Source organism: Candidatus Binatia bacterium (assembly GCA_036504975.1).
Classification (GTDB): Bacteria; Desulfobacterota; Binatia; order UBA9968; family UBA9968; genus JAJPJQ01.
Genome location: DASXUF010000088.1, coordinates 63,758 through 79,318, shown reverse-complemented (window position 1 = coordinate 79,318; position 15,561 = coordinate 63,758). Strand labels below are relative to the sequence as shown.

The 15,561-nt window shown below is 61.5% G+C and carries 14 protein-coding genes; 13 read left to right on the top strand and 1 reads right to left on the bottom strand.

What is annotated here, in order from left to right; translation table 11 throughout:
- On the bottom strand, positions 1 to 1,520 hold a 1,520-nt coding region (locus VGL70_11670; protein HEY3304181.1), incomplete at its 3' end, for a glycoside hydrolase family 15 protein.
- Between the two features lie 84 nt (positions 1,521 to 1,604).
- On the opposite strand from VGL70_11670, the gene VGL70_11665 reads away from it, so the two are divergent.
- From VGL70_11665 to VGL70_11605, 13 genes are all read left to right on the top strand, one after another.
- Positions 1,605 to 2,231: a paraquat-inducible protein A gene (locus VGL70_11665; protein HEY3304180.1), complete on the top strand. Its 627-nt coding sequence runs from the start codon at positions 1,605 to 1,607 to the stop codon at positions 2,229 to 2,231.
- Positions 2,206 to 3,105 (top strand): MlaD family protein, encoded by a 900-nt coding sequence (locus VGL70_11660; protein ID HEY3304179.1) that lies wholly within the window; start codon positions 2,206 to 2,208, stop codon positions 3,103 to 3,105. The genes VGL70_11665 and VGL70_11660 overlap by 26 nt, the downstream gene beginning before the upstream one ends.
- A gap of 170 nt (positions 3,106 to 3,275) precedes the next feature.
- Positions 3,276 to 3,926, top strand: coding sequence for a cytochrome c3 family protein (locus VGL70_11655; protein HEY3304178.1), 651 nt, complete (start codon positions 3,276 to 3,278; stop codon positions 3,924 to 3,926).
- A gap of 66 nt (positions 3,927 to 3,992) precedes the next feature.
- The gene (locus VGL70_11650; protein HEY3304177.1) at positions 3,993 to 7,151 is read left to right on the top strand and encodes a TAT-variant-translocated molybdopterin oxidoreductase; all 3,159 of its coding nucleotides are present in this window, start codon (positions 3,993 to 3,995) and stop codon (positions 7,149 to 7,151) included.
- Positions 7,152 to 7,250: 99 nt separating this feature from the next.
- Positions 7,251 to 8,636: an NrfD/PsrC family molybdoenzyme membrane anchor subunit gene (gene nrfD, locus VGL70_11645; protein ID HEY3304176.1), complete on the top strand. Its 1,386-nt coding sequence runs from the start codon at positions 7,251 to 7,253 to the stop codon at positions 8,634 to 8,636.
- Between the two features lie 27 nt (positions 8,637 to 8,663).
- A complete protein-coding gene (locus VGL70_11640; protein ID HEY3304175.1) occupies positions 8,664 to 9,200 on the top strand; it encodes a DUF3341 domain-containing protein in 537 nt (178 codons plus the stop codon).
- A 187-nt stretch (positions 9,201 to 9,387) separates the two neighbouring features.
- Positions 9,388 to 9,897, top strand: coding sequence for a cytochrome c (locus VGL70_11635; GenBank protein ID HEY3304174.1), 510 nt, complete (start codon positions 9,388 to 9,390; stop codon positions 9,895 to 9,897).
- Positions 9,894 to 11,063, top strand: coding sequence for a hypothetical protein (locus VGL70_11630; GenBank protein ID HEY3304173.1), 1,170 nt, complete (start codon positions 9,894 to 9,896; stop codon positions 11,061 to 11,063). The genes VGL70_11635 and VGL70_11630 overlap by 4 nt, the downstream gene beginning before the upstream one ends.
- A gap of 46 nt (positions 11,064 to 11,109) precedes the next feature.
- Positions 11,110 to 11,514 carry a hypothetical protein gene (locus VGL70_11625; protein ID HEY3304172.1) on the top strand — a complete coding sequence of 135 codons (405 nt, stop codon included), beginning with the start codon at positions 11,110 to 11,112 and terminating at the stop codon, positions 11,512 to 11,514.
- Complete coding sequence (locus tag VGL70_11620; protein HEY3304171.1) at positions 11,498 to 12,331, top strand: SCO family protein; 834 nt, start codon at positions 11,498 to 11,500, stop codon at positions 12,329 to 12,331. The genes VGL70_11625 and VGL70_11620 overlap by 17 nt, the downstream gene beginning before the upstream one ends.
- 1 nt (position 12,332) lies before the next feature.
- Positions 12,333 to 13,286 carry a cytochrome c oxidase subunit II gene (coxB, locus tag VGL70_11615; GenBank protein ID HEY3304170.1) on the top strand — a complete coding sequence of 318 codons (954 nt, stop codon included), beginning with the start codon at positions 12,333 to 12,335 and terminating at the stop codon, positions 13,284 to 13,286.
- Positions 13,283 to 14,914, top strand: coding sequence for a cytochrome c oxidase subunit I (gene ctaD / locus VGL70_11610; protein HEY3304169.1), 1,632 nt, complete (start codon positions 13,283 to 13,285; stop codon positions 14,912 to 14,914). Before coxB ends, ctaD begins: the two co-directional genes overlap by 4 nt.
- Positions 14,907 to 15,554 carry a cytochrome c oxidase subunit 3 family protein gene (locus VGL70_11605; GenBank protein HEY3304168.1) on the top strand — a complete coding sequence of 216 codons (648 nt, stop codon included), beginning with the start codon at positions 14,907 to 14,909 and terminating at the stop codon, positions 15,552 to 15,554. Before ctaD ends, VGL70_11605 begins: the two co-directional genes overlap by 8 nt.
- The last annotated feature ends 7 nt before the right edge of the window (positions 15,555 to 15,561 follow it).

Below are 15,561 nucleotides of genomic sequence, written 5' to 3'. Positions count from 1 at the left end.
CCGTCCACGTACGGCGCGTCCGCGTAACGGCTCACCAATCCATCCACCGTGAGCCGCTCTTGAATCGCCTTCACCGTCCCGATCATCCGCGGGTCCGAGGCTGGCAAGAATCCAACCAGCGGGATCAACAGCAGACTGCCGTCCACTTCCTTCGATCCATAGTACTGGACGAACGAATTGATCCCGGGAGCGAATCCCCTGCCGCAGACCTCGGCATGGATTCGATCGCGCGCCTCGCGCCAGCGGCCCGCCGGTCCCGCGAGGCCGAAGCGCTCCACCGCCTTGACCGCCCGGTCGAGCGCCACCCACGCCATCACCTTCGAGTGGGTGAAGTGCCGCCGCGGCCCGCGCACTTCCCAAATTCCTTCGTCCGGCGATTTCCAGACCGATTCGACAAACTCGGTGAGCGCCGTCTGTAGGTGCCAGGTATTTTCGTCCGGGTCGAGGCCTACGTGCCGGGCAAAGTGGAGCGAGTCCATCACTTCGCCGAAAACGTCGAGCTGGAATTGATTGCAGGCGGCGTTGCCGATGCGGACGGGCGCGGCGCCTTCGTAGCCGGGGAGCCACTCGAGCTCCAGTTCCGGCAGTCGGCGTTCTCCCATTACGCCGTAAACGGTGCTGACTTGCGACGGCTTTCCCGCGACCGCGCGGAGCAGCCACTCGCGCCACGCGCGCGCTTCCTCGACGTAGCCGCCGATCATTAGGGCATAGAGCGCGAAAGTAGAATCGCGCAGCCAACAATAACGGTAATCCCAGTTGCGCACGCCGCCCAGCCGCACGGGCAGCGAGGTCGTGGGCGCGGCCACCAGTCCTCCCGTGGGCGCGTAAGTGAGCGCCTTGAGCGTGATGAGCGAGCGGAGCACGGCGTCGCGCCATTTACCCTCGTACCGGCAGCGCCCGGACCATTCCAGCCACCAGCGCTCGGTAGCTTCGATTTCTTCCTCGGGATTTGCCTGATGGGGCTGGGGCCGGTGCGAGGGAAACCAGGTGAGGGTGAAAGGGACGCGCTCTCCTTCCGCGACGGTGAACTCTCCCGCATGGCGAAAGTCTTTTCCGCGCAGCTCGATCCCCGTGCGCAGCACCAGGGCGTCGGGCCCGCCGACGGCGAGCAGATCTCCATCAATGCGGCGCACCCAGGGAACGAGCGATCCGTAATCCATCCGGACGATCAGCTCCACGCGCATCGGCACCCGGCCGCGCTTTCCCACGACCGTTCTCACAATGTCGGGATTTTTCGTGCGCGGTGGCATGCAGTCGATTACAGTCGCGACGCCGTCGTTCGTTTCATATTCCGTTTCCAGGATGAGCGTGCCTTCGCGGTAGCGCCGGCGAACGGCGCGCACCTCGCCGACGGGGGCGATCAGCCAGCGCCCGTGATCCGGCCCACCGAGAAGCGCGGCCATGCAAGCCGGCGAATCGAAGCGCGGAAAGCACAGCCAGTCGATCGAGCCGTCGCGGGCAACCAAAGCTGCCGTCTCGCAGTCGCCGATCAGTCCGTAATCTTCGATAGGTGACGCCATGCGACTTCGATTATCTGTTGCCGCCCCGCCTCTGAGCCATTATAATCGTAGCACTTATTTTGCCAACAGAAACGACGCCGACGGATGGAAATCGCCTGTTGTAAAACTTGCGGCCTGGCGCAGCGCGTGGAGGAGCTCCCACCCGGGACGGTGGCCGAGTGTAGCCGCTGCGGCCTGGTTATCGGCAAGGGGACAGTCAACAGCCTCGGCCGCACGGCGGCGCTAGCGCTGGCGGCGCTGATCCTTTACGTTCCGGCCAACATCTACCCGATTCTCCGCATGGATTACTACGGCGCCTATTCCGAGAGCACGGTATGGGACGGTTGCGTGAAGCTGTTTCAGCAGGGCCAGTGGCTCGTGGCCGTCATCGTTTTTCTCGCCAGCATCATCATTCCGCTGTTCAAGCTGCTCGGGCTTTTTTATCTGACGGTCACGACGAAGCTCGGTTCCGGAAATCGGCGGCGCGAGCGGACCTGGGTCTACAAGTTTATCGAAGTCATCGGCCCGTGGGCGATGCTCGATGTTTTCCTCCTCGCGGTGCTTGTCGCGCTCGTGCGGCTGGAACAGCTTGCCAGCGTCTTTCCGGGTCCGGGGCTGCTGCCGTTCGCCGCGGTCGTGGTGCTGACGATTTTGGCGTCGGCGAGCTTCGACCCGAAACTGATTTGGACGAAACGGATAACGAGGCATGAGCGAGGCGGAAGAGCGGGCTGAATCTACGGAAGAGCTGCCGAAGGCGGCGGTCCGGAAGCCGAAGTGGAGCTTCCCGGTCATTTGGATCGTTCCGGTAATCGCCGCCGTCGTCGCCGGTTATCTCGTTTACGACCGCGTGCGGGCGTACGGGCCGACGATCACGATCCGCTTCAAGGATGCGACCGGCCTCCGAGGCGGCGAAACGCCGATCAAGCACCTCGGCGTCACGATCGCGCAAGTGAAATCGCTCGAATTGACCGACGACATGGATCACGTCCTGGTGACGGCGCGCTTGCCGCGCGGCCCGGTCTCGGTCGCCCGCGAAGGGTCGGTCTTCTGGATCGTCCGTCCGGAGCTCGGAGTTGCCAACGTGAGCGGCCTCGGCACGGTCATCAGCGGGCCGCATATCGAAGTTTTGCCGGGGAAGGGCGCGCCGAAATCGGAGTTCATCGGCCTGGAGAGCTCGCCGGTGATGCTCGAACGCAACGGGCTTAAGATCGCGCTGCTTTCCAAGCGCGTCGGATCGCTGCGGCCCAACTCTCCGATCTATTATCGCGGCGTCGAAGTCGGCGTCGTTCAAGAGGCCGATCTCAGCGCCGACGGCACGATGGTGAGCATTCGTCTTTTCATCCGCGAGCGTTACGCCCCCTTGGTCCGGACCGGCTCGAAGTTCTGGAACGTCAGCGGCGCCGACGTCCGCGCCGGACTCTTCAGCGGCCTCGACATCAAAGTGGAATCGCTGCGTTCTTTGCTGGCCGGCGGCGTCGCTTTCGCGACGCCCGACGATCCCAACGCCAAGCCGGCCAAAAACGGCATGGTGTTTCCCCTTTACGATCAGCCGCAAAAAGAATGGCTGGAGTGGTCGCCGAAAATCGCGATCCGGCCGGAGAAATAATCCGACCTTTACTTCACGACTCCGGATAATTCCTAACCGTCAATTCAGGTGTTTACCTGATTCGCGTTGCGCGGGCTCACGGCTAGACTGATTCCGGTACTCCTCTCCGCTCCCGAGAGTCGTGCTTTCACAAACACGGATCACGAACACGATCACGGCCTATTTTCGCGATGGCCCAGATATTTCACCCGAGCACGAACACCCTCTCCAAAGTCAGCATCTTCGGGGGGATTATTCTTCTTGCGGCCGTGGTGGCGGCGCTCGCGGCCATCAATCGCTCCTCCTACGTGACCGAAGCCCAGGTCGTTCGGGCGCAGCCGGTGCAATTCAGCCATAAGCACCACGTGGGCGACGACGGCATCGACTGCCGTTATTGCCACACCTCGGTCGAGCAATCTTCTTTCGCCGGCATTCCGTCCACCAAGATCTGCATGAATTGCCACACGCAGATTTGGGCCGGCAGTCCGATGCTGGAGCCGGTCAGGGAAAGTTTTCGCACCGGCAAGTCGATCGAGTGGACGCGGGTGCACAACCTCCCCGGCTTCGTCTATTTCGACCACAGCATCCACGTAAAAAAAGGCGTCGGCTGCGCGACCTGCCACGGCAGGGTCGATCAGATGCCGCTCATGGCGCGGGAGCACTCTTTATACATGGAATGGTGCCTGGAGTGTCACCGCGAGCCGGAGCGATTCGTCCGGCCGCGGGCCGAGGTCTTCAACACGGATTGGCAGCCGCCTGGAGATCAGCTCGCGCTCGGCCGCAAGCTCGTGAAGGAATACAAGATACAAAAATTGACGAGCTGCTCGACGTGCCATCGCTAAGAAGGCGTGAGGCTACTAGAGGCAGGCGAGAGTCAGAAATTAAGAACAAAAGTACGTTAAAACAATATGTCGAACGAAACCAAAGCCGCGGGACCGGAAGCTGAACGGCTCGATATCACGGCGATTCGCGCGCGCCTGGGCGGTCTCAATGGGGAGTCCTATTGGCGCAGCCTGGAGGAGCTGGCGGAGAGCGAAGCGTTCCAGGAGTTTTTGCACCGCGAATTTCCGCGCCAGGCTTTGGTGCTGGATGCGGTCAGCCGCCGGGAATTCATCAAACTGATGGGCGCTTCGCTCGCGCTCGCCGGCCTCGGCGCGTGCGGCAAGCCCGCGAGGACGAACGAGAAGATCGTGCCCTACGTCGCGCAGCCGGAAGGCTTGGTGCCGGGAAAACCGCTGTTCTTTGCCACCGCATTCACCCACAACGGCGCCGCCGCGGGTCTCCTCGTCGAGAGCCACGAAGGGCGGCCGACCAAAATCGAAGGTAATCCCGCGCATCCGGCGAGTCTCGGCGCCACCGACGTCTTTGCGCAAGCATCGATTCTTACCCTCTACGATCCGGATCGTTCGCAGGTCGTGACCCACGCGGGAGCGATCGGTACCTGGAGCGCGTTCGTCGCGGCGGCGAACCGCGAGCTGGAGGCCGAGCGGGAAAGCCGCGGCGCCGGGCTCAGGATCTTGACCGAGACCGTCGTGTCGCCGACGCTCGCGTCTCAACTCAAATCGTTGCGCGCACAATTTCCCCGGGCGAAGTGGCATCAATACGAACCCGCCGGCCGGGACAACGCCAGGGCGGGCGCACGCCTAGCCTTCGGCGAGTACGTCGATGCGCAGTATCGCTTCGACCGGTGCGAGGTGGTTCTCGCTTTGGATTCGGATTTTCTTTCCTGCGGCGCCGGCCATCTCCGCTACGCGCGCCAGTTCGCCGACAAGCGCAGGGTGCGGAGCGGCAGAAGCGAGATGAACCGTTTGTATGTCATCGAGAGCGCCCCGTCGGTCACAGGGGCGATGGCCGATCATCGCCTCGCGCTCAGGCCGAGTGAAATTTCCGCCGCCGCTCGCGGTCTCGCCGCCCGTCTCGGAGTTTTCCCCGGAGAAAAAACCGGTAAGCTTTCTTCTGATCGCGTAGCGAAGTGGCTCGACGCCGTCGCGCACGATCTCAAAAAGCGTCGCGGTACGAGCGTGGTTTTGGCCGGCGACCGGCAGCCGCCGCTCGTCCACGCGCTCGCGCACGCGATGAATCAGGCGCTTGGCAACACCGGTGAGACCGTCACCTATATTGCGCCCATCGAGGCCAATCCGGAAAACCAGATGGAGTCGATGCGCGATTTGGTGAAAGACATGGAAGCCGGCCGTGTCGCGATGCTCGTCATTCTCGGCGGCAATCCGGCGTTTACCGTGCCGGCGGATTTCCGTTTTCAGGAGCTTCTCGCAAAAATCGGTTTTTCCGTCCATTTGAGTCTGTACGACGACGAGACCTCGGCGCGCTGTCACTGGCACATTCCCGAGGCGCATTATCTGGAATCGTGGAGCGACGCGCGGGCCCACGACGGCACCGTAACGATTCTTCAGCCGCTCATCGCGCCGCTCTACGGCGCGAAATCGACGTACGAATTGTTGTCCGCGCTCATGGACGCCCCCGAACGCTCCGGTTACGACGTCGTGCGCGATTTTTGGAAGACTCAGAATCGCTCGAGGGACTTCGAGCTTTTCTGGCGTGTCTCGCTCCACGACGGCGTCGTCGCCGGCACGGCGTTCCCGCCGAAACCGGTGAAGTTGAAAACGGTTTCGGGTTCCGAGTTCCGAGTTCCGACCCGTTCGACTTCGCTCAGGGTCGATCCTGGTGGATCGAGTTCGCAAGAAGCAAAGTCCGGAATTAAAAATTCAAAATTCAACATTCAAAATTCGTTCGAGATTATCTTCGCTCCCGACCCAACCATCTTCGACGGACGGTTCGCCAACAACGGCTGGCTGCAAGAGCTGCCTAAGCCGCTCACCAAGCTCACCTGGGACAACGCGGTCCTCGTCAGCCCGGCGACGGCCGAGCGGCTGGGCGTCTCGCACCGGATCGGCGCGCGCGGTGGCGAGCACGGCAGGATCTACGCGGACATGGTCGAGCTTCGCTACGCCGGCCGAACGCTCACCGCGCCGGTCTGGATCATGCCGGGTCACGCCGACGGCTGTGCGACGGTTCATTTCGGTTACGGCCGAACGCGCGCGGGAAGAGTCGGAACGGGCGCGGGATTCAACGCCTACGCGATCCGAACCTCGGACGCGCCGTGGCACGGCGTGGGACTGGAGATGCGAAAGATCAGCGGGCAATATACGCTCGCTTGCACTCAGTACCATCATAATATGGAAGGGCGCGAGCTGGTTCGCGATGCGACGCTCGAAGAATTCCGCAAGCATCCCGACTTCGCGCAGGGCAAAGAGCACGCGCCCGGGCCGGAAGCCACGCTCTATCCCGGCTTCAAGTACGAAGGCCATGCCTGGGGCATGGTCATCGACACGAGCGCGTGCATCGGCTGCAACGCGTGCGTCGTCGCCTGCCAGGCGGAGAACAATATTCCGGTCGTGGGCAAAACCGAAGTCACGCGCGGCCGCGAGATGCACTGGCTTCGTGTCGATCGCTATTACAAGGGAAGCGCCGACAACCCGGAGACCTTTCACCAGCCCGTGCCGTGCATGCACTGCGAGAACGCGCCGTGCGAGGTCGTCTGCCCGGTGGCCGCGACGACTCACAGCCACGAGGGGCTGAACGACATGGTCTACAACCGCTGCGTGGGGACGCGCTACTGTTCGAATAACTGCCCCTACAAAGTCAGGCGCTTCAATTTTTTTCAATACTCGGACTTCGAGACGCCGAGCTTGAAGCTGGGGAGAAACCCCAACGTGACCGTGCGCAGCCGCGGCGTGATGGAAAAGTGCACCTACTGCGTGCAGCGGATCAACGCGGCGAAGATCGCCGCGGAAAAAGAAGACCGTTCGGTGCGCGACGGCGAGATTGTCACCGCCTGCCAGGCGGCCTGTCCGACACAGGCGATCGTTTTCGGCGACTTGAACGACGCGAAGAGCCGCGTCGCCGGTCTCAAGCGCGAACCGCTCAACTACGGTCTGTTGACCGAGCTAAACACGCGCCCGCGGACGACGTACCTCGCGACGGTCAAGAATCCAAACCCGGAGCTCGAAGAGAGGGAGAAGGGGGAAAGGACAGGGGGAAAAAGTTAACCACAGAGAACGCAAAGGCGCAAAGAAGATTTCACGTTGAGTTTTGGGGTTCTATGCGTTCTTTGCGGTTGGTGATAACGCGCTCACGACCCAAGCACTATGGCGACTGATGAGCTGGACAAGAGAAGCGCCGCCGACGAAATTGCGCCGGTGATCGAGCCGGGGCATACGTTCGCCAGCATCACGGACAAGATCAGCGCGATCGTTTTGACCCGCCCGACGCCGCGCTTCTGGGTCGTCGGCTTCGCGATCGCGTTCGCACTGGTGATGCTGCTCTTCTACGCGATCGCCGCCTTGCTCACGATCGGCGTCGGTCTTTTCGGCATCAACATTCCGGTCGCCTGGGGTTTCGACATCGTAAACTTTGTCTGGTGGATCGGCATCGGCCACGCCGGCACGCTGATCTCCGCCATCCTCTTGCTCCTGCGCCAGAAGTGGCGGCAATCGATCAATCGCTTCGCCGAGGCGATGACTCTGTTCGCGGTGGCCTGCGCCGGCTTGTTCCCCCTGCTGCACCTGGGCCGGCCGTGGTATTTTTATTGGCTCTTCCCGTATCCCAATACGATGGGGGTCCAGCCGCAATTCCGCAGCCCGCTCGTGTGGGACGTGTTCGCCGTCTCTACCTATTTCACCGTCTCGCTGCTCTTCTGGTACTTGGGATTGATTCCCGACCTCGCGACGCTGCGCGACCGTGCGCGCGCGCGTTTTGCCCGGTTCGCTTATGGGATGCTCGCGATGGGCTGGCGCGGCTCGGCGATTCACTGGCACCGCTACGAGATGGCCTATCTCTTATTGGCGGGGCTGGCGACGCCGCTGGTGGTTTCGGTCCACACGGTGGTGAGCTTCGACTTCGCCGTCGCCATGGTTCCCGGCTGGCATTCGACGATCTTTCCGCCGTATTTTGTCGCGGGCGCGATTTACTCGGGCTTCGCCATGGTGCTGACGCTCGCGATCCCGCTGCGCAAATTCTACGGGCTCGAGGATTTCATTACGCTGCGCCACCTCAAAAACATGGCCGAGGTGATGCTCGCGACCGGCCTCATCGTCGCGTACGGATACCTGATGGAAGCGTTCATGTCGTGGTACAGCGGCAGCCTGTACGAGAAATATATGATGCTGAACCGGATGTTCGGCGCGTACGGCACTATGTTCTGGGCGTTGATGTTGTTCAACGTCCTGGCACCGCAGGCCCTCTGGCTTCTCCGGGTTCGGACCAACGTTGTGGCGCTGTTCGTGATCGCGATCTCGGTCAACATCGGCATGTGGCTGGAGCGCTACGTGATCGTCGTCGTCAGCCTGTCGCGCGATTTTATGCCGTCCGCCTGGGGAACGTATTCCGGGACCGTCTGGGACTGGGCCGTGTTCGTCGGCTCGATCGGACTGTTTCTCGCGTTGATGTTCATCTTCGTCCGGCTGTTGCCGATGATCTCGATCTTCGAAATGCGCGGACTGCTGCAGGAAGAAAGGATGAGGGATGAAGGATGAAACCAGGAAAGGAAACAAAATATTCCGATGAGTAAGCCCACCACCTACGGCCTCATGGCCGAATTCACGACCCCGGAAGCGCTGCTCGCCGCGGCGCGGCGCGCGTACACCGAAGGCTACCGGCGCATGGACGCGTACAGTCCGTTTCCCGTCGAGGGATTGACGGAGGCGATCGGTTACCGAAAAAACCTGCTGCCGTTGATCGTGTTGCTCGGCGGTGTCATTGGCGCGGCCGGCGGTTTTTATCTCCAGTATTGGATCTCCGTCGCCGACTACCCGCTCAACATCGGCGGCCGGCCGGTCAACAGCTGGCCGGCGTTTATCCCGGTCACGTTCGAGCTGACGATCCTGTCGGCCGCGCTCTCGGCGGTGCTCGGCCTGCTGGCGTTGAACGGGCTGCCGATGCCGTATCATCCTGTCTTCAACGTCGAGCGCTTCGAGCTGGCGAGCCGCAATCGTTTTTTCCTCTGCATCGAGGCGCGAGACCCTATATTTGATCGCGAAGAGACGCGACGTTTCCTGGAAGATACCGGACCGCATGGAGTCTATGAAGTTGAATGGTAAAAGAGTCGGCGTTGTGTGCTGCTTTGAGGCGCGGAAGGGGCCCCCTCTCCTTTATCCTCTCCCCCGTCAGCGGGGGAGAGGGAAGGGTGAGGGGGAGTCGACGCGAGCACGCGGGCCTCACCGCTTCACGCGAATAGATATCGTAATCGCGTTGGGTTTGGCATTGCTCGCCTCCTGCCAGCAGCAAATGGCCGACCAGCCGCGCTACGATCCTTTGCAGAAGAGCGACTTTTTCGGCGACGAACGCTCCGCCCGGCCTATTGTTGAAGGCGCGGTCGCGCGCGGCCGGCTCGACGCCGACGAGCATTTTTATACCGGCAAGATCGGCGGCAAACCGGCAAAGGAATTTCCCTTTGCGCTCACGCGGGAAATATTGGCGCGCGGTCGCGAGCGCTACGAAATTTTCTGCGCCCCGTGCCACGATCGGCTCGGCAACGGCCAGGGAATGATCGTTCGCCGGGGCTATCGCGCCCCGCCGTCGTATCACATCGACCGGCTGCGGCAGGCGCCTCCCGGCCATTTCTTCGACGTCATGACGCACGGCTTCGGCGCGATGCCCGATTATGCCGGGCAGGTGCCGCCTGCGGACCGCTGGGCGATCGCGGCGTATATTCGCGCGCTGCAATTGAGCCAGAGGGCCACGCTGGCGGAAGTGCCCGACCAGGAGCGGCGGACCCTCGTGGAGTCGCAACGATGAACGGACCGGACTTCAGTCTCTGGCGCAAACGTTCTCTCGCGCTGGGCATCGCGGCGCTCGCACTCTCGGCGGCGGGAGCGCTCTTCTCGCCGCAGCAATTTTTTCGCTCTTACCTCGTCGCTTTTCTCTTCTGGATCGGTTTTCCTCTCGGCTGCTGGGCGATCCTGATGCTGCATCATCTCGTCGGCGGCCGCTGGGGTTTCATGATCCAGCGATCGCTCGAATCCGCGGGGCGAACCTTTCCGCTGATGGCCTTACTTTTTTTGCCGCTGGTTTTCGGGTTGCGCGAGCTTTATCCGTGGTCTTTGCCGGGCGCGGCCGCGGATCCCTTGCTCCATGAGAAAAGCGCCTATCTCAATCCAAACTTCTTTGTCGCTCGGGCGATTTTCTATTTCGCCGTCTGGATCGTTTTCGGATACTTTCTGAGCCGCTGGTCGCGGGAGCAGGACCGCGCCGGCGGGAGCTCCTTGACCGCGCGCCTGCAAAATATAAGCGGCCCCGGCCTGGCGCTCTACGGTCTTACCGTCACTTTCTCCGCGATCGATTGGAGCATGTCGCTCGAGCCCCACTGGCACTCCACGATCTACGGAATGATCTTCATGGTGAGCCACGCTCTCGCGGCCCTGGCTTTCGTCGTCATCGTCGCCTATCTCCTGCTGGACCGGGAGCCGCTGGCGCAAGTCGCCGATCGCGACCGCTTTCACGATCTCGGAAACCTGCTCCTGGCGTTGGTGATGCTGTGGGCTTATCTCGGTTTCTGCCAATTCCTGCTCGTGTGGGTGGAAAATTTGCGAGAGGAGATCCCGTGGTATCTTAGGCGCATAACCGGCGGCTGGCAGGGGGTCGCCGTTTTGCTGATCGCGTTTCAGTTCGCGCTGCCGTTTCTTTTGCTGCTCTCCCGCTCGGCGAAGCGCAGGGTCCGAGTTCTGGCCGGCGTCGCGCTCTTGGTCCTCGTCATGCACTGGGTCGATCTTCTCTGGCTCGTCGCGCCCGCGTTTCATCCGGGCAAATTTCACCTCCATTGGATCGACCTTACAACGCTCGCGGGCATCGGCGGAGTCTGGATGGCGGCCTTTCTGTTTTGCCTCGGCGAGAATCCTCTTCTGCCGCTTCGCGATCCCCGGTTTGTCGAACTTATCGAACATGGCCAAGAGGCGATAAGGTAGGGGCGCGATTCATCGCGCCCGCACGGCAAAAAGGAAATTTTTGGAGATGGCCGAAACTACGCAGCCAGGTCACGAGCGGAGCGATTTCAATCCCCCTGCGGCCGTTTTGTTCGGCGCGGTGTTGGCCGCGACGATCGCGGCGGTCGTGGCCGCGAGTTTTATCTTCATGAGGTTTGCCGCGCTGCGCGAGCCTTCGCCCCAGGCGGGGTCTCCTTCGGCGGTCCGTGAACGGGCAGCCGTAGCGTCGCGGCTGCAAGTCCGGGGCTCCAACGAGTTGCGCGAGATGCGCGAGGCGGAAGATCGCGTGCTCGACAGTTACGCGTGGATCGACAGAGAAAAGGGAATCGTTAGGATTCCGGTGGAACGGGCGATGGATATTCTAGCGCAAAAGGAAAAAGGAAAAAGTAAAAAGGCAAAAGGAAGAGGTGAGATCGGTGCGACAAACAATTAAAAGAGCTCACTCCTCAGTCCTCGCTTTGTTGCTCGTGACTGTACTGCTGCCGCTTACGGCAAAGGCTCACAACGACGGGCGGCCGCTTGCGTTGCAGAACGTCGCGCTCGAGCAAAAACTCGGCGAGCGGTTGCCGTTGGATCTCCAGTTCCGCGACGAGACGGGAAAGAGAGTCCGGCTCGACGATTATCTCGGCCAGGGGCCTGTTATTCTCGCGTTCGTCTATTACAGGTGCCAAGACCTCTGTCCATTGACGCTCGACGGACTCTTGAGGGTCCTGCGCGCGCTCTCGTTCGACGCCGGCAACGAGTTCAGCGTGCTCACGGTCAGCTTCGATCCGCGCGACACTCCGGCGCTGGCCGCCGCTAAGAAAAACGATTTCATCCGGCGCTATGGGCGGCCCGGCGCGAGCGGCGGCTGGCATTTCCTAACGGGCGACGAGACCGCGATTCGGCGCCTGACGGAGGCTGCCGGCTTTCGTTACAACCAAGAGCGCGAGAGCGACCGATATGCCCATGCGACCGGCATCATGCTGCTCACCCCGGAGGGCCGGCTCGCGCGCTACTTTTACGGCATCGAGTTTTCGCCGCGCGACCTCCGTCTCGGCTTGATCGAGGCTTCATCTGAAAAAATCGGCTCGCCCATCGACCAGTTGTTGCTCTTTTGTTACCACTACGATCCGGCGGCGGGAAAATACGGGCTGCTGGTCGCCAACCTGGTCCGGCTCGCCGGCGTTATCACCGTGTTGGCGCTCGGCGGCGGCATCTTAATAATGCTGCGCGGCGAAGCGCGGGCAAAAGGGCACAGAGCCGTCTAGCATGTTTCAGAACCTGCCTTTGTTTCCGGAACAAGCCTCGACGATGGCGCCGCGCGTCGATGCGCTGCTTTATTTTTTAACCGCGGTCTCGATATTTTTTGCGTCGCTGATCTTTATTTTCATCGTCGTTTTCGCCGTCAAGTACCGGCGCCGTTCCGACGCGGAGAAAGCTCCGCAGATCGAAGGCAGTATCCCGCTGGAGATTTTTTGGTCCGTCGTGCCTCTGGGAATAACGATGGTGATGTTCATCTGGGGCGCGCTCGTCTATTTCGACATGTCCAGTCCGCCGGCGGGCGCGCTCGAAATCAACTTGGTCGGACGGCAGTGGATGTGGAAGGCGCAGCACGCCGAAGGACAGAGCGAGATCAACGAGCTGCACGTGCCGGCGGGCCTCCCCGTGCGCTTGACGATGACCTCGGAAGACGTGATCCACAGTTATTTCGTGCCCGCGTTCAGGATCAAGATGGACGTTCTCCCCGCGCGCTACACGACGATTTGGTTCCATCCAACGAAAGCGGGCGAATACCGTCTATTCTGCGCGGAATATTGCGGCACGCTGCATTCGGGCATGATCGGCAGGGTGGTGGTGATGGAGCCGGCGGATTATCAGAGATGGCTGGGCGAAGGCGCGACCGGAACGTCGATGGCGGAAGCGGGCGCCGAGCTTTTCCGGCGGTTGGGCTGCGGCGTATGCCACCGCGCGAGCGACACGGGACAGGGGCCCGCGCTCGCGGGACTCTTCGGCAAATCGGTCAAGCTCGAGGGAGGCGGCAGCGCGCTCGCGGACGAAGGCTATATTCGCGAATCGATCCTCGAGCCGCACGCGAAAGTCGTTGCTGGCTTCCCGCCGGTCATGCCGACCTTCAAAGGGCTCGTGAGCGAGGACGGCATCCTGCAGATCATCGCCTATCTCAAGTCTTTGCGGAAGGAAGAAAGGGCGCGGGCCGAGCGATGAACGGAGAGCGCAGAGAGCACTACCTGAACGTCAATTACGGCGTGAGATCGTGGCTGCTCACGACCGACCACAAGCGCATCGCCTGGCTCTATCTGGTCTCGATCACGTTTTTCTTTTTCGTCGGCGGTTTCTTCGCCACGATGATCCGCCTCGAGCTCCTGACGCCGCAGGGAGATCTGGTCCAGTCGGAGACTTATAACAAGCTCTTCACCATGCACGGCGTCACGATGGTCTTTTTCTTCCTGATTCCGGCGATACCGGCGGTGCTGGGAAATTTTTTGATCCCGATGATGATCGGCGCGCGCGACCTCGCCTTCCCGCGTCTCAACCTCGCGAGCTGGTACATTTTCATCGTGGGCGGACTGTTCACCCTGGCGGCGTCGGCGGCCGGCGGCGTGGATACCGGCTGGACGTTTTACACGCCGTACAGCAGCATCTATTCGAACACGCACGTGGCGCTGACGGTCGTGGGAATTTTCGTCACCGGATTTTCCTCGATCCTCACCGGCCTCAACTTCATCGTCACGATTCACAAGATGCGCGCGCCGGGCCTCACGTGGTTCCGGCTGCCGCTGTTCGTCTGGTCGCATTACGCCACGAGCGTCATCTTCATTCTGGGGACGCCGGTGCTGGCGATCACGCTCGTGCTCGTGGGCCTCGAGCGGATCTTCGGCCTGGGAATCTTCGATCCGGCGCGGGGCGGGGACCCGGTCCTGTTCCAGCACCTGTTCTGGTTTTACTCGCATCCCGCGGTTTACATCATGATCCTGCCGGCGATGGGAGTCGTCAGCGAGCTGATCGCCGGTTTTTCACGCAAGCGGATCTTCGGCTACACGTTCGTCGCGTTCGCCAGTCTCGCGATCGCCGTGATCGGGTTTCTCGTCTGGGGACATCACATGTTCGTCTCCGGCCAGTCGGTCCACGCCGGTTTGGTATTTTCATTGCTGAGCTTTCTCGTGGCGATTCCCTCGGCGATCAAAGTTTTCAATTGGACGGCGACGCTCTACAAGGGGTCCATCTCCTACGACGCCCCGATGCTCTACGGGCTTGGATTCATCGGCGTGTTCACGATCGGAGGCCTGACGGGGTTATTTCTCGCCACCCTCGGGTTCGACGTCCACGTCCACGACACTTATTTCGTCGTCGCGCATTTTCATTACATCATGGTCGGCGGCTCGGTCATGGCCTATCTCGGCGGCATTCACTATTGGTGGCCCAAAATGACCGGGCGCATCTATCCGGAGATCTGGGCGCGCCTCGCGGCGCTGATCGTTTTTCTCGGCTTCAACCTGACGTTCTTCCCGCAGTTCGTGCTCGGCTATCTGGGGATGCCGCGCCGCTACCACATATATCCGCCGGAGTTTCAGGTGTTGAACGTGATGTCGTCCGCGGGCGCGTCGATCCTCGCCGTCGGCTACGTGCTGCCGCTCGTGTATCTGATCTGGTCGCTGCGCTACGGGGCCGTCGCCGGCAAAAATCCCTGGGGCGCGCGCGGGCTCGAATGGGAGACCGGCTCGCCGCCGCCGACGAATAACTTCGATACCACGCCGCGCGTGACGGCAGGCGCCTACGCTTATGAAAAGGAGCCCGGAGAAGTCTACAGCTTCGGCAAAACCGCTCATGTCTGACGCCGCAGCCGTTCAACAGCACCAGTTCGACGATCTGGAGCAGCAGCACGAAGCCGCCTGGATCGGGATGTGGATCTTTATCGCGACCGAGGTCATGTTCTTCGGCGGCATGTTCACGGGATATATTTTTTACCGGTCGGCCTACGCCCAAGGATTCGCCGGCGCGAGCAACCGCCTGGACGTCTGGCTCGGCGCGATCAACACGGCGGTGCTCATTGGCAGCAGCTTTACGATGGCGCTCGCGGTCCACGGCGCCGAGACGAACAAGCGCAAGCTGTTGGTGAACGGCCTGCTTCTCACGATCCTTTTGGGTTCGGTCTTTCTCGGCATCAAATTTTTCGAGTATCACCACAAGTTCGAAGAGCACCTCGTCCCCGGAAGCTCGTTCCGCTTCGAAGGTCCGCTGGCGCGCCCGGCGGAAATCTTTTTCTCGTTCTACTTCGCCATGACCGGCATGCACGCGCTGCACATGGTCATCGGCATCGGCATGTTGTCGGTGCTGGTTTTCCAGGCGCGGCGCGGCCGCTACTCGGCTGCTTATTTTACTCCGGTCGAGATCACGGGCCTCTACTGGCATTTCGTGGACATCGTCTGGATCTTTCTTTTTCCGTTGCTGTATCTCGTGGGACGCCATTTATGAAGGGAGT

Excerpts from the sequence above, each read along its gene's own strand:
- VGL70_11665 (HEY3304180.1), top strand. The coding sequence starts at position 1,605 with ATGGAAATCGCCTGTTGTAAAACTTGCGGCCTGGCGCAGCGCGTGGAG.
- VGL70_11660 (HEY3304179.1), top strand. The coding sequence starts at position 2,206 with ATGAGCGAGGCGGAAGAGCGGGCTGAATCTACGGAAGAGCTGCCGAAG.
- VGL70_11655 (HEY3304178.1), top strand. The coding sequence starts at position 3,276 with ATGGCCCAGATATTTCACCCGAGCACGAACACCCTCTCCAAAGTCAGC.
- VGL70_11650 (HEY3304177.1), top strand. The coding sequence starts at position 3,993 with ATGTCGAACGAAACCAAAGCCGCGGGACCGGAAGCTGAACGGCTCGAT.
- nrfD (HEY3304176.1), top strand. The coding sequence starts at position 7,251 with ATGGCGACTGATGAGCTGGACAAGAGAAGCGCCGCCGACGAAATTGCG.
- VGL70_11640 (HEY3304175.1), top strand. The coding sequence starts at position 8,664 with ATGAGTAAGCCCACCACCTACGGCCTCATGGCCGAATTCACGACCCCG.
- VGL70_11635 (HEY3304174.1), top strand. The coding sequence starts at position 9,388 with ATGGCCGACCAGCCGCGCTACGATCCTTTGCAGAAGAGCGACTTTTTC.
- VGL70_11630 (HEY3304173.1), top strand. The coding sequence starts at position 9,894 with ATGAACGGACCGGACTTCAGTCTCTGGCGCAAACGTTCTCTCGCGCTG.
- VGL70_11625 (HEY3304172.1), top strand. The coding sequence starts at position 11,110 with ATGGCCGAAACTACGCAGCCAGGTCACGAGCGGAGCGATTTCAATCCC.
- coxB (HEY3304170.1), top strand. The coding sequence starts at position 12,333 with ATGTTTCAGAACCTGCCTTTGTTTCCGGAACAAGCCTCGACGATGGCG.
- ctaD (HEY3304169.1), top strand. The coding sequence starts at position 13,283 with ATGAACGGAGAGCGCAGAGAGCACTACCTGAACGTCAATTACGGCGTG.
- VGL70_11605 (HEY3304168.1), top strand. The coding sequence starts at position 14,907 with ATGTCTGACGCCGCAGCCGTTCAACAGCACCAGTTCGACGATCTGGAG.